Origin of the sequence: Calothrix sp. 336/3 (genome assembly GCF_000734895.2) — a bacterium.
Taxonomy (GTDB): Bacteria; Cyanobacteriota; Cyanobacteriia; order Cyanobacteriales; family Nostocaceae; genus 336-3.
On sequence record NZ_CP011382.1, the window covers coordinates 4,546,622 to 4,565,726 of the forward strand.

Annotated in this window: 15 protein-coding genes; 5 read left to right on the forward strand and 10 right to left on the reverse strand. The window is 38.9% G+C overall.

What is annotated here, in order from left to right:
• Nucleotides 1–140: 140 nt before the first annotated feature.
• On the forward strand, nucleotides 141–1,205 hold the full coding sequence (locus IJ00_RS18910) for a TrkA family potassium uptake protein (protein WP_035159319.1): 1,065 nt from the start codon (nucleotides 141–143) through the stop codon (nucleotides 1,203–1,205).
• Nucleotides 1,206–1,482: 277 nt separating this feature from the next.
• On the opposite strand, the gene IJ00_RS18915 is transcribed toward IJ00_RS18910, so the two are convergent.
• The 3 genes from IJ00_RS18915 to IJ00_RS18925 form a co-directional block, all read right to left on the reverse strand.
• Nucleotides 1,483–2,028 (reverse strand): methylmalonic aciduria and homocystinuria type D protein, encoded by a 546-nt coding sequence (locus IJ00_RS18915; RefSeq protein ID WP_035155520.1) that lies wholly within the window; start codon nucleotides 2,026–2,028, stop codon nucleotides 1,483–1,485.
• Nucleotides 2,029–2,435: 407 nt separating this feature from the next.
• Complete coding sequence (locus IJ00_RS18920) at nucleotides 2,436–2,642, reverse strand: hypothetical protein (protein WP_035155523.1); 207 nt, start codon at nucleotides 2,640–2,642, stop codon at nucleotides 2,436–2,438.
• A 111-nt stretch (nucleotides 2,643–2,753) separates the two neighbouring features.
• Complete coding sequence (locus tag IJ00_RS18925) at nucleotides 2,754–3,185, reverse strand: biopolymer transporter ExbD (protein WP_046814864.1); 432 nt, start codon at nucleotides 3,183–3,185, stop codon at nucleotides 2,754–2,756.
• 469 nt (nucleotides 3,186–3,654) lie between these two features.
• Between IJ00_RS18925 and IJ00_RS18930 the strand changes: the two genes are divergently transcribed.
• Both IJ00_RS18930 and IJ00_RS18935 read left to right on the forward strand, forming a co-directional pair.
• Nucleotides 3,655–4,479, forward strand: coding sequence for an SDR family oxidoreductase (locus IJ00_RS18930; RefSeq protein WP_035155527.1), 825 nt, complete (start codon nucleotides 3,655–3,657; stop codon nucleotides 4,477–4,479).
• A 328-nt stretch (nucleotides 4,480–4,807) separates the two neighbouring features.
• Nucleotides 4,808–6,346: a GMC oxidoreductase gene (locus tag IJ00_RS18935; protein ID WP_035155529.1), complete on the forward strand. Its 1,539-nt coding sequence runs from the start codon at nucleotides 4,808–4,810 to the stop codon at nucleotides 6,344–6,346.
• Nucleotides 6,347–6,684: 338 nt separating this feature from the next.
• Here IJ00_RS18935 and IJ00_RS18940 read toward each other — a convergent pair whose 3' ends face one another.
• From IJ00_RS18940 to IJ00_RS18970, 7 genes are all read right to left on the reverse strand, one after another.
• Entirely contained in the window at nucleotides 6,685–7,242 is a 558-nt protein-coding gene (locus tag IJ00_RS18940) for a late competence development ComFB family protein (protein ID WP_238178364.1), read from the reverse strand.
• Between the two features lie 147 nt (nucleotides 7,243–7,389).
• Nucleotides 7,390–8,655 (reverse strand): glycosyltransferase, encoded by a 1,266-nt coding sequence (locus IJ00_RS18945; RefSeq protein ID WP_035155534.1) that lies wholly within the window; start codon nucleotides 8,653–8,655, stop codon nucleotides 7,390–7,392.
• Nucleotides 8,656–8,710: 55 nt separating this feature from the next.
• Entirely contained in the window at nucleotides 8,711–9,982 is a 1,272-nt protein-coding gene (locus tag IJ00_RS18950; protein ID WP_035155536.1) for a glycosyltransferase family 2 protein, read from the reverse strand.
• 128 nt (nucleotides 9,983–10,110) lie between these two features.
• Nucleotides 10,111–10,596 carry a DUF2141 domain-containing protein gene (locus IJ00_RS18955; RefSeq protein ID WP_238178365.1) on the reverse strand — a complete coding sequence of 162 codons (486 nt, stop codon included), beginning with the start codon at nucleotides 10,594–10,596 and terminating at the stop codon, nucleotides 10,111–10,113.
• Nucleotides 10,597–11,053: 457 nt separating this feature from the next.
• Complete coding sequence (locus IJ00_RS18960) at nucleotides 11,054–12,055, reverse strand: NAD(P)-dependent oxidoreductase (RefSeq protein WP_035155541.1); 1,002 nt, start codon at nucleotides 12,053–12,055, stop codon at nucleotides 11,054–11,056.
• Between the two features lie 171 nt (nucleotides 12,056–12,226).
• Nucleotides 12,227–13,405: an ABC transporter permease DevC gene (gene devC, locus IJ00_RS18965; RefSeq protein ID WP_035155542.1), complete on the reverse strand. Its 1,179-nt coding sequence runs from the start codon at nucleotides 13,403–13,405 to the stop codon at nucleotides 12,227–12,229.
• 264 nt (nucleotides 13,406–13,669) lie between these two features.
• Nucleotides 13,670–14,884: an ABC exporter membrane fusion protein gene (locus tag IJ00_RS18970; protein ID WP_035155543.1), complete on the reverse strand. Its 1,215-nt coding sequence runs from the start codon at nucleotides 14,882–14,884 to the stop codon at nucleotides 13,670–13,672.
• Between the two features lie 1,460 nt (nucleotides 14,885–16,344).
• Between IJ00_RS18970 and IJ00_RS18975 the strand changes: the two genes are divergently transcribed.
• Both IJ00_RS18975 and IJ00_RS18985 read left to right on the forward strand, forming a co-directional pair.
• On the forward strand, nucleotides 16,345–17,679 hold the full coding sequence (locus tag IJ00_RS18975) for a ParB N-terminal domain-containing protein (RefSeq protein WP_035155544.1): 1,335 nt from the start codon (nucleotides 16,345–16,347) through the stop codon (nucleotides 17,677–17,679).
• Nucleotides 17,680–18,405: 726 nt separating this feature from the next.
• Nucleotides 18,406–18,684: a hypothetical protein gene (locus tag IJ00_RS18985; RefSeq protein WP_035155550.1), complete on the forward strand. Its 279-nt coding sequence runs from the start codon at nucleotides 18,406–18,408 to the stop codon at nucleotides 18,682–18,684.
• Nucleotides 18,685–19,105: the final 421 nt, after the last annotated feature.

The following is a 19,105-nucleotide window of genomic DNA, read 5'->3' on the forward strand; positions in this document are numbered from 1 at the left end:
ATTTAGAACCGTATCATTAGTGTCATTTGCTTGTTTCTTTGCTACAAGTACTGGAATATCTCAGTATCGGCTCGAAATCTAGACTAACGCCAATAAAATAGGACTGCGATCGCATTTCTGAATGGGTGATGGTGAAGACTGTGTATTCAACTCTGGAACAAAAATATCAACGCATCCAGAAAGAGCTAATGGTAGGAGGGATGGCTTTAGGTGGTGTATTTGTCATCGGGACTTTATGGTATTGCTTCGTTGAGGGTTGGTCATGGGAAGATGCTGCCTACATGACAATTATTACCCTGGCAACGGTGGGTTACGGAGAAACAAATCCCTTGGGGAGTCGGGGTAGATTATTTACTATTGCTCTGATTATCATGGGTGTAATCAATATCGGATATATAGTTAATCGATTTACAGAGGCTGTCATTCAAGGGTACTTTCAAGAAGGTATTAAATTACAACAACAGCGACGCATCATGGAATCCCTATCAGAGCATTATATTATCTGCGGATTTAGTCGCACAGGTAGACAAATCGCCAAGGAATTTCGAGCCGAGGGAGTTCCTTTTGTAATTATTGACTCTAATCTTGAATCTATTCAAAAATCCCAAGAACAGGGTTATGTTCTCTATCAGGGCGATGCCACCTTAGATGAAACCTTGCTCAAGGTAGGGGTGGAGCGAGCTGCTTGTATTGTTGCGGCTCTACCCTCAGATGCAGAAAATTTATACATTGTCCTATCAGCAAAAACTCTGAATCCTCAAATTCGAGCGATCGCCAGAGCTAGTACGGAGGAAGCATTACAAAAATTACAACGCGGGGGTGCGGATGTGGTGATTTCCCCTTATATCTCCGGTGGTAAACGTATGGCGGCGGCGGCTCTGCGTCCCCAAGTTATGGATTTTGTGGATGGGATTATTTCTGGCTCCGATAGAAGACTTTACATGGAAGAGGTGCGCCTTGACCCTGGAGTCTGCCCGATTGTCGGACAAACTTTAGCACAGGCAAGACTGAGAGCCAAAACTGGAGCTTTGGTTTTAGCGATTCGTCGTCATGATGGGACTTTAATTGGTGGTCCAAATGCGGATACAGTATTTATCGCTGGAGATGTGTTGATTGCCATGGGAACAGCAGAACAACTGAGTGACTTAAATAAATTATTGCAGCCTGTTGGTTCCCAAGAACTGCGTCGTCCCAAGGGGGGGTGATAAGTAGAACGGCGTAAATATTTATAGTTGGGATAAGGCAGGGGGCAGGGGAACTGGGGAAAAGGGGGACAAGGGGGAAAAGGGGGAAAGGGAGAAATAATTAATGCCCAATGCCTATTTTCATCTGTCCTGGTGTACGCAGTTCATGACGACTACTTACCAATTCAAAATTCAAAATCTAATTCCAGCGTCGCATAAGTTCGGGATGAATTAGCGTTTGAAACCGTTGAAAAATCTTTGAAAATTTAGTGAAATCATCCCCTTGTTCAGCAATGTCTTAATTCCAACCATGGAGGGAACCGATACTTTTTGTCACCCATTCGATCATAAATGGTGGGGCAATGGAAATCATCGCACTCGGATAAATTGCAGTTCCCCACTGAGGATGTACCAGAACCCGACATCTATTTTGAATTGCCGGATAACCGAGTAAAGCTTTCACCGCAGCTGCATCATCATGGGGAATTCGTCCGGGACGAGAAAGTAAAGGATAACCAGTTCGGGGGTCAAGCAAGTCAGTAATATAACCGCGATCGCGCAGATTAAATGCCACATCTAAACCAAAACGCATGAAATTTTCTCGCAGTTGCTGTTTTTCTGCTTCCACTTCTGGTGTGATATCCATCATGGAATGGCGCGACTGTTGCAAAACAATCACGACCCAAAAATTAGCTTGACTTTGCCAATCTGGAAAAAGGCGATCGCGGTTGGCTCGAATATACTGGCTAGGATGGTGAATGGAAATTTGAACAGCTTGTCCGTTAGCGCCAACCAAATTAATCGGATAGCCTTGTTCATAACTGTAAACTGTGGGATGGCTCACTTTTCTTATACTATTATTTCAAGTTTCTGGATTTTATCCTTGGTAAGATGATAACCCTTAATTATGACGAATTAACATCTAACTCTTATCAGAAATATAGTTTTTTCTGCCAATTTAGAAAATATTTATAAAAATTTAATCTTATTGTTAACTTTCCTTAATCAAAATCTCCTTAGGAGCAGGCAACATCCCTATCTCAAATATTTTTAGTTCGTTATAAGACTGGAGAAAAAAAACTTATATCCTGTCTGGGAAATAGGGAAGCAAGGGAAAGTAGCGTCTTCATTCAGTTGATAGTTGACAGTTTAGCTACCTCGCCCGGAAGCGAAGAGGATTGAAGCAGGGCAAATAATCATTTACCCTGAATTGTCTTATTTATTTATCAATCTCAATTCTGTCTGAGGGTACTAACTTAATTTCAAAGCATTAACAGGAACCTCTTCCCAGGAATCGACAGTACGCAAACGGGCAATCCAACCCTCAGCTTTTTGCTTATCAGTCAAATTTTGCTGGTAGGAGTCATGACAGTCTTTAGCTTGAGATTCATCGCAGCAAGCAATACAAGCAAAAATCATCCCAGATGGATCAATCTGTTCGTTTACCCAAATAGTCATGCAGTATCCCCTTGGTAATTGTGAATAGAATATTTAATCTGCTTCTATTTTCTAATACAGCCTTGGCAATCACCAATAATTACCCAGGAGAAGATACAAATACCCTGGGTGTCACCGTTGTTCGGTAGTGTTTGCAGAAGCATCATCCGTTGTGGCGATAGCTAATTTAGCTCCTGGAACCTGACGTAACTTATCCATGACTGCAACAACTTTACCGTGATTGACTTGCTCATCAGCATTAATGATCACCAAACGTTCCTGATTGTCACCGATAAGTTGCTTGACTTGTCCGACTAACTTATTAATTGTTACAGGTTTACGATTTAAACTAATAGTACCTAACTGGTCAATGGTGACAGTGATTGAAAAAGCATCCGGTTGTTGCTGTGCTGTTGCTGCTTTCGGCAAATTCACAGGTAATCCCTCAGAGCGAGTCAGAAACAACGTTGACATGATGAAGAATGTCAAAATTGCAAAAATCACATCAATCATTGGGACAATATTAATTTGTGCTGGAATATCTGGTTCATCAGGAAGACGCATAATTATAGACCCCATCTAGATAAGGGAGTTACCACAGAAGTAACTCAGAAGCCTTATTATTTTAACTTTTATAGAAATTGCTAGTACTACGTACCGAGAATATCTAGATTATTCAGGATTCAAATTTAGCTATCTGAAAGAGGAATTTCGCTATTCGACAACTAAACAACGGTTTACAACCCTTGGCGGACATGATGGAGAAATCTTGGTAAACTGACGCTTGATTATACTCAGTAGATGAACAGATTTCATAACCATCACATAGACACTCGTAGGATTTAATCTCTGTCTCCTGCAATATCTCAATTATCTTTTACCGAGATTTTGGTATTGGTTGTCACTTCTTAAGTTTTTTTATAATTCGTATTGTTAACAATATTGAAAAAAAATAGTCACAGACCTATTATCTGAAAACAACTTCCCATTATCGACCTTTTAATCAATTCCTTCTGAGTAAGCAGAATTAATAATGAAAATAATTGCAGGTAAAACTGTACTATTAACAGGCGCTTCAGGTGGTATCGGTCAACACATAGCTCGACAATTAGCAACGGAAAAAGCTACTATTATTTGTGTTGGGCGCTCTCAAGATAAGCTAAATCAACTTTGCGAGGAAATCAAATCCTTGGGAGGTCAAGGTATTGCGATTCAGTTTGATATTAGTCAGTTAGAAACATTATCTCAATTAGTCGAAAAAGTCTGCAAATCTGTAGGTCAAATAGATATTCTAATTAATAATGCAGCAATTGAGAAATATCGCCCCTTCCAGAATTATACTCTTAGTGATATTCAGGGCATTCTGGGAACTAATTTACTCGCAGGAATGGAACTAGCACGGTTAATTTTGCCCAGTATGGTAGCTAGAAATAGTGGTCATATTGTCAATATTTCCTCCGGTTCTGGGAAAAAAGGTGCCCCCTACAACAGTATTTATGCTGCTAGTAAAGCTGGTTTAATTATGTGGACTGACTCGGTACGTCAGGAATTACCGGATAGTAATGTCGGTATTTCTGTAATTTGTCCAGGTTATACCCAAGCTGGGATGTTTATTGCCTTTGGGTTGCCTGCGCCAAAATTAGCAAGGGTTTCTCCTCCGGAGCAGGTGGCGATCGCAGTCATTAAAGCCATCAAAAACAACCAAGCAGAAGTACTCCTCGATGGTATCCTAACTCGACTACTTTTCTCAAATATCCAGCTTTTCCCTGAATTCGGGGACAAAATTTACCAATGGATTGGTTTAACTAAACTAAATCGTATTTGCGCTCAGAAACAAATGGAAGCAGAAGAAAAATAACCTCTGCAAGCAAATTTTCAAACTTGATTAAACCTCTCCCATGATGAAATCCGGAGTTGTAGAAATTCTCATACCCCATTATGAAGTCAGAAAGTAATCTCAAGGTCTTTATGGAAAGCAGAGGCTAACTCTACATACCGGATTCCATACTTTTTCAAATCAATTGATATAAAATGAGGCAAAAATGATACAGATATTGTCTCATATTTCCTCTCTTTCGCTTGGTAAACGATATTTTATCGAGATATCTCACTTACCTTTTCTGTATCTCTAAAACATAATATTATTGCTTTCTCAATATCCCTATCGCATAATCAAAAATATCCCGATGGCAAATAATCATTATGATGTCATCATCATCGGTACTGGTGCAGGTGGTGGCACTTTAGCGCATAAATTAGCATCCAGTGGTAAGAAAATTCTCATATTAGAAAGAGGAAAATTTCTCCCTCAAGAAAAAGCTAACTGGGATGGCAGACAAGTCTTTCAAAAAGGATGCTATCGCCCCCAAGAAACTTGGTATGATAAAAATGGTAAACCATTTCACCCTGTCACGCATTATTTCGTTGGTGGAAATACTAAGTTTTATGGTGGGGCATTATTTAGATTTCGTGAGCAAGACTTTGAACAAGTTACCCATCAAGATGGTATCTCTCCAGAATGGCTATTAAAATATCGTGATTTTGCACCCTATTATGACGAAGCAGAAAAACTCTATGAAGTCCACGGAAACCACGGTTTAGACCCTACAGAGCCACCTAGAGAGGCAAAATACCCTTTCCCTGCTATTAGTCATGAACCTTATATTCAAGGTATCAATGATGCTTTAATTAATAAAGGTTTGCACCCCTTTCATTTACCCATGGGGATTAAATTACAGGAAAAAAGTATCCATAGTTATTGTATTCGCTGTAATACTTGTGATGGTTTTCCTTGCTTTATCCATGGTAAAGCTGATGCTGATATTAATGGAATTCGTCCAGCAATTCAGTTTGAAAATATTCATTTAATTACTGAAGCAAAAGTATTAAGATTACACACGAGTCCTTCCGGCAAAGAAGTTACAGGATTAGTGGCAGAAATCGACGGAAAATCTCAAATATTTACAGCCGATATTTTTGTTGTTGCTTGTGGAGCAATTAATTCTGCGGTACTCCTGCTGAAATCAGCCAATGATCATCATCCCTACGGATTAGCTAATAGCTCTCAATTAGTAGGATGTAATTACATGACACATAAATATAATGTTGTTGTCACACTTTCCACTAAACGAAATCCAACTATTTTTCAAAAAACCTTAGGGATTAATGATTTCTATTGGGGTGAACCAGATTTTCCCTATCCCATGGGCAATATTCAGCTACTAGGAAATCTCCCCAAAGATAGAATTGCAGCTAATGCACCACCTTTGACACCAGACTTTATCAATGAATACATAGCTAATCATTCCGTTGCTTGGCTATTAATTACAGAAGATTTACCGGATTTGTATAATCGAGTTGCATTAAAAGGTGACAAAATATATTTGCATTACAAAGAAAATAATCGCCAAGCATCTAATCGATTACTGCATCGATGGTTAGAAGTTTTAAAAAAAACTGCGCCCCAATATAATCAAGGTCATATTTCTTCCTTCTTAGTGGAAAAAATGACATTAAAAGAGGTCAGTCACCAGTGTGGAACTTGTCGATTTGGTGATGACTCTAAAACTTCAGTTCTAGATATTAATTGTCGTACCCATGACGTGGATAATTTATATGTGGTAGATGGAAGTTTTTTCCCATCAAGTACTGCCTTAAATCCATCCTTAACTATCATGGCAAATGCATTGCGAGTTGGAGAGCATTTATTGGCAAGAATTAAATAATTAGCTTGGAAAATATAGATGATGGCTATTTGATATCAAGTGGCTTTATGTCGTAGTATTTGCAGGATTATGAGATTACTTACCGACCATCGCCATGACAGTATAAAGAAGCAAATTATTATGAGATTATTTCTTATCTATTCCACAATAAATTGTCTCTCAAATTCAAAGGATATTGATAAAGTAAAATTTAAAGTTGTAGACCTGGCTTTATAGACTTGGGTAAAAATTAAAAGACTCTTTGCTTGCTGATAAATTGGTTTTATACCTAGGACATTAACTTTATATTCACTTTATCAAAGGTCTAGAATTAACATCTTGAAGTGGCAATATCTATATTACATTTGATGCTGTGGATAACTCTCCCAATCAAAACTATCTTCATCCCCTCCTCTGCGCCAAGTAATATGACCGCGAGCAGTCTCAAGCAACGTTTCTTCAACTGATTCTGCTAAATTATCCCAGGACAAATTTTCCTGTTGTAGTAAATTTCGGAGTTTATCCATTGCCATGAGTGCAGCATTTTCCTCTTCAAAATTCAGAGGAATACCACTAGCAAGGGGGTCTTTCACGACAGCAGTGATACCTTGACGTACAGTGATGGTGATTCTCTCTTGTAGTTCTGCTTTGCCTCGCTCCATTTGTCTTTGCCATCCGCGTTTACTGGTAGCATACAACGGGGGTAAACGATTTAAGGCAAAAGCGACGACTTCACATACTTTAATATTTTTACTGATTTTGGGCGATAATCTTTGGACTTGTGTCTCTACTTCTTCTATGATCAATTCTTCCATGACATTTCGGTAATTTTTCGTCATGGATTGAGTTTTAGATTGCTGTGTTGTCAATCCTTCGTGGGACTCGAAAGCTCTTCTTCCTGAAACTGTATATCGCATAATATCGATAAAATTGCGCTTAATATATCGAAGATAAATCTATATTGCCCTTAATCAAGGAAAAACAAACAATAGGGGAACATAAAAACAAGGATTCGGATTTCGTGCATGGATAAAACCGAATCCTCAAAGTGGGAAATTTGGGAGCTAGGCTATATTTGCTGGGGTTTTGGGTGATGTGGCAAGAATTTCGTAGAGTCTCTGCTCAAATTTTTCCATACAGGCTGACCAATCAAATTCGAGAATGGACAGACGTGCTTGGTGGGACATTTCTTGTTTAAGTTCAGGGTTCCCCAGGATGGTGATAATTTTTGCTGCGAAGTCTTCGGGGTCGTTGGGTTGGGCTAAAAAGCCGTTGTGACCGGGGGATACCTGCTCGGCTGTGGAGGGGGCAAGGGCAGAGACTACGGGGGTTCCTGAGGCTAGGGCTTCGTTGCTGGTAGTGCAAAAATTCTCGGTAATGGAGGGGTTGACGAATACATCTGCTCTCGCGAACCATCCGAGTAATTCTGTACCATAGGATTCTCCCCAAACGGTGACTCCTTTGCCATATTTGGCAGCACGTTGACGAATTTCTGCCTGTTGGGGTCCTCCACCAACGATGACTAGATGTACATCGGGGATTTTCTGGGCAACTAGGGGGTAGATATCTAGGAGTTGGGTGACATTTTTTTCTGGAGCAATGCGTCCAACAAAGAGCATGGTGGGACGTTTGTCCTGGGGAATGGGGTTATGGGAAATATTTGCAGGGTGGAATTTTTGACAGTCTATTCCTTGGTAGGGTAGGTATTCACTGCGTTGGGATTTGAGATGGCGATATTTTTCTAGTTGTTCTCTAGAAGAAAAGTAATTGTAGTCGTATGCTTCGCTGAATTGTTTAATGAAAACAGGGAGCATGGGACGGATAAAACTGAAGAATTGATTGCCTAAGTAGTATTGAATGTAGGCAATGATATCTGTATGGAACAAGGATATGATGGGTGTGCCTGTACGTCGAGCGTATTCGGAACCAACAGGACGACCGTAACCTTGGATGAACATGGAGTAAAATCCCCGCATTTGGGGAGCTTCTTCGACGATGATGATGTCCGGTTTGTAGCCTTCTAAAAGTTTGGTGTCGCTCCAGTGGCGATCGCTCAATGGTTGGGGTAGAGATTTATAAAAAATTAGTGGTCGTGTGGGGAAAGTCTGGGAGGAGAATTTCGGGTAAGTTTGGAGTTCTTCTAATCCTGCCATGGGACGACGACCCACTTCTTGGGGATATTGCTCATCGAATTCTGGATGAATCAGAAAAACTTCATGTCCTTGTTGCAAGAACCAACGTACTCGTTGATGGACAGCAACGGAAACTCCTGTGAGAAAAGGTGCGTAGAGTCCGGTGATTAAGGCAATACGGAGAGGTTGTTTTTGCATATATTTTGGGAAGTTTGGGAAGGGGAAGGAAATTTTTCTGTTAACTGCCAGTTATTTATGACCGATAGGGATGATATGCTTGCAGGCGAATATTCCAGGGACTTTTGATGTGATAGGTTATACCGCGCCATGTAACTTTGCTCATTCTTATAGAGGTGAGGATGGCAGTGGTGTAAACCCATTGAGTCAGGGGAATACCGATGAGAAGTTTGAGAATAATGGCAGGTGAGATGATTTTTGTGTGAGTGTGGAGTGAGTATTTACACACAGCTTGCTCAATGGCGATCGCTAACATAATCAATCCACCGAGATAGGTAGCAATAGTACTCAAACCAGCAATGGTGACTGGGGGTTGGTGGGTGAAATAGGCAATTAATGATGTGATTAGGAGTAAGTAGGGGAGAAAGATACTCACAACAGCATTTGTAACTACTAACCACCATCGAGGATGGTAAAGTCGGCAAGCTAATAGTTGACGCTGCATCCAGTGGAATAACCCTGGTAAATCACACTCTTGCTGATTGAGAATCAACCCAGAAGGAACAAATTTTACTCGCAGTCCGTATTGAGCAAGCACCCCAGGAATCATGGTATCTTCACGATAGGCTCTTGCCCATTTTTCTAGTAGTTCGGTCTGATAAATGACTTCTGTTTTCAGGGCTAAACTGCCACTCCAAGGAATCTGATAGAGACACATCTGTGACATTGCACAGATATTCCACAGATAACGTACTAATGTTCCCCAATTGTTACCTGTGGGGACGTACCATCGATTACCAGTTGTTGCACCAATTTGCGGATCCATTAACGGGGTGACTAATGTCCGTAACCAGTTAGGATGGGCGATCGCCTGGGAATCGACTAGGGCAACAACCTCATAGGATTCGTCTAATTCTGATACAGCTTGTACTAAAGAACTGCATTTTAAACTACAGTTATAGCGGCGAATTGTGAGGGGAGTAATTTGCACATTATCTGCCCCAAAATTATTGATATTTCTTTGGCTGGATGCTGAATCCTTTGGACAGGCTGCACGAATTTGTATCGCCTCTTCAGCTATTTTCCAGGCAGGGTCATCTATACTATCAATTACTAGCTTTACATCATAGTTAGGATAATTTTGTAAAAGCAGTGAACGTAAGCAATTGAATAGTAAGCTATCAGCACCCCGTAAACATACAATTAATGCCGTTTTTGGTAACTTATCATTTGGTAAGTAATTGGGTCTATAGGCGGATAAATAGAATAATACATACCCTACTAATAAGACTTGAATCACTAACCAAATGAGTAATAACCTCGATAAAAATAATGCTAACTCAGCCATGATAGGAGAATTTTTATAATTGCATGACTAAGAAAATTGGTCACAAATTTTACGGAGTTAATTGAGAAATTATCAAAATAATCCCCACCCGCAACCTCCCCTTTGTAAGGGGAGACTGAGGAAGTTAATTAGGAATCGAGACGATATTTCATGATAATTGTCACAGTCATATTTTGGTCGAGATAGAAACTCGCATCTTTAAATGCTGGTGTTCCTGTTTGGATAGAAACTTTGGGATTTTTGGAAAGACCAAAACCTTCTTGGGGAATCCCAAAAATATCTCGATTCAGCTTGAAATCTCCATTTTGATCATCAATAACAGCAACTGCATAATGTCCTGGTTTTAGTCCAGTAAATTTTTTGCTGACAGAACTGCCACTGATTTTAGTACAACCACTTTGAACTTCACTTTTATTCCCGGAAGGAAAACCCTGTTCACCGGAATATATTCGTAAACAGATTTGTCCAGTTTGATGCTTAATATTCTTAACGAGAACCGTGAGATTTGCTGTTGGTTCTGACTTAACAATACTTGCTAGACTTAAACTAGCAATGGAGGAGAGGATAAAAAAACTAAATGTTGAGAGTCTCACCATATACTCATAAGTATCCATAGTGTATGAGTGAAAGAAAAATCAAGATTTAATTTGTTATTTAGTTTCCTGGATAATTCTGTATCAAATACAGTTGATAAAGACTGGTCGGTAACGCAAAAGTTGTAGTATAGAACTGAGATTTGCTCATAGCTATCAAATACTCTAGGGAAAATCATAGAAGCATTTACAATATGGCAAGAGCTTTTTCAAACAACCTCTAATTGCTGATAGCGTTACACGCAAGATAAACTGAATTGAAAATATGTGAAAGAAAAAGCTTAAGAGAAAGTACCCATTTTTATCTTTCTTGGTCACTAGGTAGATATAATTAAATACCAGATGATACCTCTCTCTCCGGAGTTGTTCAAGGAGATGGATGTGAGGTTTTATATTTAATTATACCTACTTAGCTATAGGTAGTTGATGACTATCAATTGAGTAATTTGTTGTGTCATCATATTTTCTTGATTACCCATTACATCAATTTTTTAATATCTGTCTTCTGTAACCATTCTTGGGTAATTCGCATTCCTTCCTGAAGGTTTATCTTCGGTTGATAGTTTAAGAGAGTTTTGGCTTTTTCAATAGAGTAGGCATGGGGACGAGTCATAAAGTCCACAGCTTCTGGTAAAATATCTGCTTGTTTCCGAAAAAGTTTTTGACCTTGGTAACGCAGTTTCAAAAACATTTTTAGCTCATCCTTGGGTAAGGAAAAAGGAACGGGTAAAGCGGCAATTTCTGCTAATTGACGAAAATATTCTTTCCAAGATGTTTCTTCACCATCTGTTAGATTGAAAATTTCACCATAACATTCTTTTTCGATAGCCAAAAATATTGCATCTGCCAGATTGTCTAGATATAGGTGGTTCATTACACCCTTCCCATCATTGGCGATCGCAAACAATTTTTGTCGCATAAATAGTACTGGTCTAACTATCCAAGGAATACAACCAGGACCATAGACATCACCAGGTCTAAGTACTATCATACCAAAATCTGGTGGAGAATTTAAAACTAAAAGTGCTTTTTCTGCTTCAATTTTTGTTTGACAGTAAGGATTCCCTTCACTGACAAGTTCCCCTGACTCTGTGATGTGATTAGGGTAGTTAAAACCGTAAACTAAGGCATTGGAAATATGTACAAAGGTTTTTACACCTGCTTGTTTTGCTGCTTTTGCAATATTTACCGCACCTTTGACATTTACTTCTTGAAACTGCTCTAAGGAACCTCCTTCTTTGGCAATTTCTTCTGTATGTAAAACTATGTCTACTCCTTGACAAATTTTATCACATATTTTACTATCTGTCACACTACCAGTCGTTACCTTAGCGCCCAAATTTTGAGCTTTTTTAGCTGCTTCTTGAGAATTTTCTAATCCACAAACTTTCATTCCTTGGTTGATGGCTAATTCTGTGAAACGCAGACCAAAAAAGCTACCAATACCAGTGACAAGGATAGTTTTATTTTTCAGTTCCATGGGATGTTTTGTGTGTGATGAAGGGATATTGATAGATGCAATTTAGAGAATAGTTCGATGCTTATTTGTCTCTGAAAAAGCGAGTTTCTAGGTAAAGATTAATTTTATTCCAGGTAATTGCCTTGGAGAAACTCGACATTGAGCATATTTATGACTGAAGCAATTTAGCTCTTAAAATATGTCTGCTGGGTCTGTAGAGCGCAACTTATTAATTGCTAAAGCTCCGGAAGTCATACACATAGAAATTGCAGAGATTAAAACAATGATAGCGTTATTGGTCGTCATGATTATCGGTAGCTTTGTGGCTTCCATTGCAAAGTCATAGAGAAATAAGGAAAAGACAAAGCTGGGAATATAGCCGCACACTGATAAAATAAATGCCTGTTGAAAGACGACTAATAATAAATAATTATTTTCGTAGCCAATAGCTTTTAATGTGGCATAAGCTACTATCTGAGTGCAGATATTGCTGTAGAGAATTTGATAAACTATGACTACACCAACGACAGAAGCCATTGTTAACATTAAATTAAGAATAAACCCAATAGGTGTTCTTGTTGCCCAGTATTCTTTCTCGAAATCAATAAAACCTTGATGGGTAAAAACTTTAATATCATTAGGTAAATTTGCCTGTAATTCTTGTTGTACTTTTTGGGGATTTGCTCCTGGTTTGAGAGAAATTACTCCCACATCAATTAATTCCGATGGACGGCTATTAGGGAAGATTCTCATGAAAGTACTATCACTTACCATCAAGTTGCCATCAACTCCAAAGGAGGGACCAAGGCTAAATAATCCACCGACTCTGACGCTATATCCTTTAATGGAGTCAAAGGGGAAAATTTCGAGGGTTTGTTCTGTTTTTTCTGTCGTAAATCTCTGAGCAACTTTACCAAATTCTGGACGCGAATTACGGTCAAATAGAACTACATCTGGTACTTTAATTCTATCAATATTTGTCTCGACTTCTGACATATTCATTACAGGTCTGCCAGGTTCAAAACCAATAACATAAATCGAGTATTTCTCCCCATTCTCAGGATTTTTGAATTTGGCAAATCCCAGATACATAGGACTAACTGATGCCACACCATCAAAACCGAGTGTTTGATATAAGCGGTTTCTAAAAAAGCTTTGAATTGCGGTTAAGGATTTATATTGGGAACTGACAAGGAATAAATCACCGCTCAGGTTACGATGGACTTGGGTTGCACTAGAATAAAGTGCATCTTGAAATCCTAGTTGCATGAACATCAAAATTACGATAAAGCCAATACCTGCAACGGCAACCAGGGAACGAATTTTATTTCTGACAAGTTGTAACCATGCCAAAGAATTTTTTAAAACCATGGGGAATGGGGAATGAGTGGTGAGTAATGAGTGGTGAGTGACGAGTAGTGAGTGACGAGTAGTGAGTATTAGGGTGTCAGGTAAATGAGTAGTGCAATCTCTTGGTTATACAAGCAAGATAATTGCACGGAAAAAATTAAATTTTTCAAGTGATTTGGACTTGAATCCTGACTATTTTGTCCATATTGTTGCTAATTCTGCTTCATAACCTATTCCCGATAGATAGAAGTCGTCTCATCACTACCCAAAAGAAGATGAGATGAGTTATTTTTTTGCGGTATTAGGTACGATTTGGATGGCAATATCTACTTGCAAATTTGTGAAACCAGCTACTATTTTGCTGTCTTCTGGTTTGTCGATGCGGATTTTTACTTGGATGACGCGGCGATCGGTATCTGCACCAGGGTTAATACTGAGAATATTTTGTCTATCTACAAGTAAACCGATGTTTGTAACTGTTCCTTGTAGTTTCTGGGGGAATGCAGTGCTAGAAATGACAGCTTTTTGCCCGGTGCGGACTTTTTGAATATCTGTTTGGTAAACTTCGGCGATCGCGTACATAGTAGACATTTTACCGATTTCCACAATTCCTGTAGTGGCAACGGTTTCGCCAGATTTGGCATGGGTTTTGAGGATTTTTCCCGCTACGGGAGATTTGACGTAGGTGAGTTCGTGATCAGCTTTTGCTTGTTTGACAGCAGTTTTCGCGCTCTCGAGTTCTGCTTGTGCTAGTTGCACATCTACAGGACGAATTTCGCTCAGACTCTTGAGTTTTGCTTGAGCTTCTTGTTGTTGTTCCTGTAAGGTTTTGACGGTTTGATTTAGGGTTGCGGTTGCTTGTTGCAGTTGCTGTTGGATGGTAGTTTCCTGTAAAGCTTTATTTGCTGAAATGGAGGCAGATATGGCTCCCTCTTTATATAGTTGTTGATAGCGGTTATTTTCTGTTTTGGCATTATTTAGCTGTGCTTGCAGACTGGTAATAGTCGCTTTTTGAGCAGCTATTTCCCCTTGCAGTTGGGATTGAAGACGAGCGATCGCCGCTTTTTGAGCGCTAATATCTCCAGTTTTTGCTCCTGCTTTCACCTGAGCTAATTTTGCCTTGGCTATTTCTACCTTGGCTAATGCTTGTTCATAAGCAGCTTGAGAACGACTATATCCCTCTAAATAGGCTATCATCTGTCCAGGTTTGACTGCTTCCCCTTCCTTGACTAACAACTTCTCTACACGTACACCACTCATGGAATTAGGTGCGGATAGTTGTGTCACTTCTCCTTGGGGTACAATACGCCCTAGGGCGGTAATTGCCACCTGTGATGGTAGCGGTTTTACCACCGTGGAGGATACTTCTACCTCTGAGCGCAAATGTAATAAGCTCAATAATGATATCAATCCTGTGATGGTGGCAATAGATGCGGCAAAAATTATCTGCCATCCACCTACAGATTTAATAAAAAACTGACTTTTCTTGTTTGATGTCATACTTTCGGCTCAATTTTTTTCAGCCAGGATTAGGGTTTGTTCAGCTATGTTCACGGGTTACGGCATTAGGAATTCATAGCAGGTGACATTTTTTGACAAACAACTGCTATATCTCGACACAGGTATTGAATACCAATTTGAAAAAACAATACGACACATGGACAAAACTCCTCCCCATAGACGCGGAGCGGCTTCTCGCAGAGTACCCTCCTCGATTTCGGGTAGGGTGCCCGATAGGGTGGGTGGGGTATCTGTCGTAAACATTTTTTGAATCGGTAGAATTTTTCTGGATTGTCATATTTCTGACTTTTTAAATAGTCGAGAATCTGACTATGATGGACAACTCATCTGTCATCAAATGATGGGAGACAAGAGAATTAACTACAAAGAAATATCGACATCTGAGCATGTCAATTGATACAAGAGGTTAATTCTATTAGCAACCAGAGAAACTCAGTTCCTAAGATTTTGCCACTTAGCATCATCCTATTTTTTGGCTGATAACTCAGGGATGGAGTTACATATTCCTGGGAAAAATTCTCTCTCTTATCTGAATTCTCTTGGTATCAATACAGTCAAATGTCACAATAGATGCACAAAAATCTTTATTTACTGTATTTTAGATAGGGATGAACTCAAAATCTCAAATTATCACTGTCACAGCATCTACTCTTGCTAAGAAGAACTGCCTCACTTTTTCTAAACTAACAAAATTTTGGTGAACAGGATAAATATTTTTTTGCTGATTTCCTAGAAATAGTTGACACCACTGTTTATAATAATTATTTCTCAAAAGTCTAGGAAAATAGCTTGTCAGAAAATTATGACTATTTTCAATGTCAGGATTGACTCACTGACTGAGGATTGAAGCGATAGGGGTAGAAATGCCAAAACTTGCTTCCCATCATGCCAAATAACTATTATTCTGTCAACACCAAAAAATGATTTAATTCTCAGGAATGGAGTGATATAGCTAAATTAGCTTTCTGTAAACAAATTATAGTCAATTGTGTATAGAATTGATGAGCCAACTAAGCTACAGTCTGGGAAGTTGTTTATCAAGTAAATTTCAAGACCTCAGAAAATTGGGTTGTTGCGAAAAAGAGTATTTTAATCAGAGTGAGCCTGGAAGACATACTCTAGTAATAGGGTAGCAAGCTATCTCATTTAATTTTATCTGAATAAATTACACATTTCTGCCAAGGAAATTAGAAATATTATAAAAAATTGTTTGCCAATAACATTTGGCTTGTGGGAACTTTTCTCTCAGAAAATATTCTAAATATATGCAGAGAATCGTTAGCGAAATCACATTTTTTTTGAGATAGATGTTACCGAGGAGACATAAGACATTCTCATCATAATTTAATCCTAAAAAGCAGTGAGCGATTCTACTGATGGAATATATTAGGTATATCGTCTAGATGGTATTTGGCTGACGAACTTATCAAGTAATAAATATGCCAATAGTGCCTATAAATAACATCAAAATTGGTGTCAATCGTCGTCCCCTCAAGGATGATAAAGTCGTGGAATTGCGGGAGTCAATCAAGACAAACGGTTTACTGAATCCGGTGACAGTTGACAAAAACCTCCAACTGATTGCGGGTTTACACCGTTTGACAGCTTGTAAATTTCTGGGTTTTCAGGAAATCGAGTGTCATATTGTGGATTATGTAGACAGCGATCGCGCTCGATTGGCAGAAATTGACGAGAATCTCATCCGCAATGAGTTAGAACCCCTAGAAAGGGCTGATTTATGGCTAGAAAGGGAAGAACTTTTGCAGCGTCTAGGTTTACGGGCGAAATCAGGAGATAATCAATACACCCGCAAAGGGGATGAAATGATTTCACCACCAAAAACCAACGAGGAATTAGCCAAGGAAGTTGGTTTCTCCAAGCGCACTCTCCAGCATGGTAAGCAAATTGCTAAAAGTATTGCTCCAGAAGTAAAACAGGCAATGAGAGGTACGGCGATCGCCAAAAGTACAACAGAACTGTTGAAAATCGCCAGGGCAGGTAGTCAGGAGCGTGCTGTAGCAGAGGCAGCAGAAATGGCATCTGAAACCGCCAAAAGTCAAGGAAAGGAGTTAGAAGCCGAAAAACAAGCCCAATTAGCTGCCCAAGCACGCCAGAAGCAGCAAGAGTTACAGATGCTAGCCTTTAAAAGTGCTATGGCTCAAAAGCAAACGAAATCGGATATTAAACAACTCTCCCACCCTTCAGAAGTCAGATTATTACCCCAGCGAGACAATAGAGTTAGCCTTGGTGAAGAATGGGTTTTAGGTAGGCATTTAGTTTATTGTGGCGATACTAGCAGTCAGGAATTTCGGCATTTACTACCATCAAATGCAGCATTAGCCATTGCTACCCTCTCTTCTACCTGGCATCATGATTACCTGATTGAAGAAGCTCAGGTGGTAGCAGTACTCCGTCAACCGGGCAATATTTATCAATTTTGTCGGCAACAACAAATGCCATTTCAATATGAATTAATTGTGGATGATATTTACCTAGGGGTGTTCTCCCGGCAGCAATTAACAGCACCTAATCCTAGTAATTTGACTGGGGTGGAAAGTATTATTACTTACCTGCTGAATCTCTATACTAGTCCGAATAATTTCGCGATCGCCCCTTTTATGGGTAATGGTGAAATTCTCGCAGCTTGTGAACGTATGGGACGTATTTGTTTTATTGGGGATGATAATCCTCAGGTTGTCAGTCGCGGTATCACCCGTTGGGAAAAATTAACAGCCAAAATCGCCAAAAATGGCAGCAACGGACAAGTAGGATAATTTTTAATATGTAAAAAAATATTGCATGACATCAAGCCTCTATGTTTTTGATTTACTTTTTATTAACTTCATCCCAAACAATCGAGAACAAATATCAGATTTCCATGAGAAACACTGATTTTGTCTATTTGTATGCAGATATTTATTACATATAAGTTCTCGACAATGACAGCAGAGAATTGGCTCTTAATCAACTGGTTAATTCTAGTAGCTACTTGTCACCAGAAATCATCACTCTAGCAGTTATTCGTAATTAATGATACTTTTTGCCGCCTGTGCAAACGTGACACCATTTTTTTTTCAGAAAATGACTGAAACGAACAATCCTTCACAGATAATTTATGCTAGTCTTCTTATTAATTGTCAGTTTTCAAAACGGCAGGATAAATTTCAGAAAACCTCACCTAAATATCTGGAATCGATGAAAAATATCCTGTAGTTAATCTCTTACTAGACATTGATAGATATTAAATATTAGGAATATATACTAATATTCTAATATCTGAAAAATGAGTGATTTTGTCCCAACTAATTGATTATGGTATTAGCACAGCATGGTTAATTTATCTCTCTTCACACACAATTTAAAAGTTAAGCGAGAGAGGCTATTAAAGCTGTAATTTTTCCGATTTTGCACTGTATTTGGGGGCTACTTTCTGTAACGAAATTGTCAAATATATTTTGACAAATTTCCTAAAATATATTATCTTGGAAGTCGAAACTGTTATGGCATTTATCAAGATACAGAACGTTGTTATTAATACCAGCTACATTGCGGCGGTCAAGCTGTATGAAGAGACTGCCTCAGAGGAAGAAAGCGTTTCTGTTTTAATTCTCATTCCCAAATTGCCATTATTACAGTGGGATAGCGTCTCCCAAAATTCCTTAGATTACGAATGGATAGAATTTACTGGTCAAGCAGCGATCGCCCTACAAGATTACTTCACCAGTTACAATAATGTCACAGACCTATTGCCCCAGTATCAAGAATCATGTATTGGGTGATAGCAGTTGCCATGGAAAATCTTTGGAGCTAGTCAATCCATCGTCATTACTCATCAATTGCTGTGACTTTGAAATATTATTTTGACGCTAAGAGAATTTTTAATAATTAACAAAATAGCGTCCGTACAGGGTAGCATTTACCTTTTCCTTTGTGATGTAAATACCAGCATCAAATCCTATCTTGAGTAAAGATTAAATAAGACTAAATAACTTTGCTCTTGTATTCCGAAATAGTCGCTAATGCTGACAATCAGCTTGTAGTGATAAATTTTGTGCATCCACAATAGATGAATCAGTAATCGTAGCAGTTACTGAACCATATTGAACATAACACAGAAGTCCAGAAAAAGATATTAATTTCGGATTGATTTTCCCTGATCAAATATCTAATTCTAGCTACTGTTAACCCGAAAACCAGCAA

Excerpts from the sequence above, each read along its gene's own strand:
- IJ00_RS18920 (WP_035155523.1), bottom strand. The coding sequence starts at position 2,642 with ATGACTATTTGGGTAAACGAACAGATTGATCCATCTGGGATGATTTTT.
- IJ00_RS18925 (WP_046814864.1), bottom strand. The coding sequence starts at position 3,185 with ATGCGTCTTCCTGATGAACCAGATATTCCAGCACAAATTAATATTGTC.
- IJ00_RS18930 (WP_035155527.1), top strand. The coding sequence starts at position 3,655 with ATGAAAATAATTGCAGGTAAAACTGTACTATTAACAGGCGCTTCAGGT.
- IJ00_RS18935 (WP_035155529.1), top strand. The coding sequence starts at position 4,808 with ATGGCAAATAATCATTATGATGTCATCATCATCGGTACTGGTGCAGGT.
- IJ00_RS18940 (WP_238178364.1), bottom strand. The coding sequence starts at position 7,242 with ATGCGATATACAGTTTCAGGAAGAAGAGCTTTCGAGTCCCACGAAGGA.
- IJ00_RS18945 (WP_035155534.1), bottom strand. The coding sequence starts at position 8,655 with ATGCAAAAACAACCTCTCCGTATTGCCTTAATCACCGGACTCTACGCA.
- IJ00_RS18950 (WP_035155536.1), bottom strand. The coding sequence starts at position 9,982 with ATGGCTGAGTTAGCATTATTTTTATCGAGGTTATTACTCATTTGGTTA.
- IJ00_RS18955 (WP_238178365.1), bottom strand. The coding sequence starts at position 10,596 with ATGGATACTTATGAGTATATGGTGAGACTCTCAACATTTAGTTTTTTT.
- IJ00_RS18960 (WP_035155541.1), bottom strand. The coding sequence starts at position 12,055 with ATGGAACTGAAAAATAAAACTATCCTTGTCACTGGTATTGGTAGCTTT.
- devC (WP_035155542.1), bottom strand. The coding sequence starts at position 13,405 with ATGGTTTTAAAAAATTCTTTGGCATGGTTACAACTTGTCAGAAATAAA.
- IJ00_RS18970 (WP_035155543.1), bottom strand. The coding sequence starts at position 14,884 with ATGACATCAAACAAGAAAAGTCAGTTTTTTATTAAATCTGTAGGTGGA.
- IJ00_RS18975 (WP_035155544.1), top strand. The coding sequence starts at position 16,345 with ATGCCAATAGTGCCTATAAATAACATCAAAATTGGTGTCAATCGTCGT.
- IJ00_RS18985 (WP_035155550.1), top strand. The coding sequence starts at position 18,406 with ATGGCATTTATCAAGATACAGAACGTTGTTATTAATACCAGCTACATT.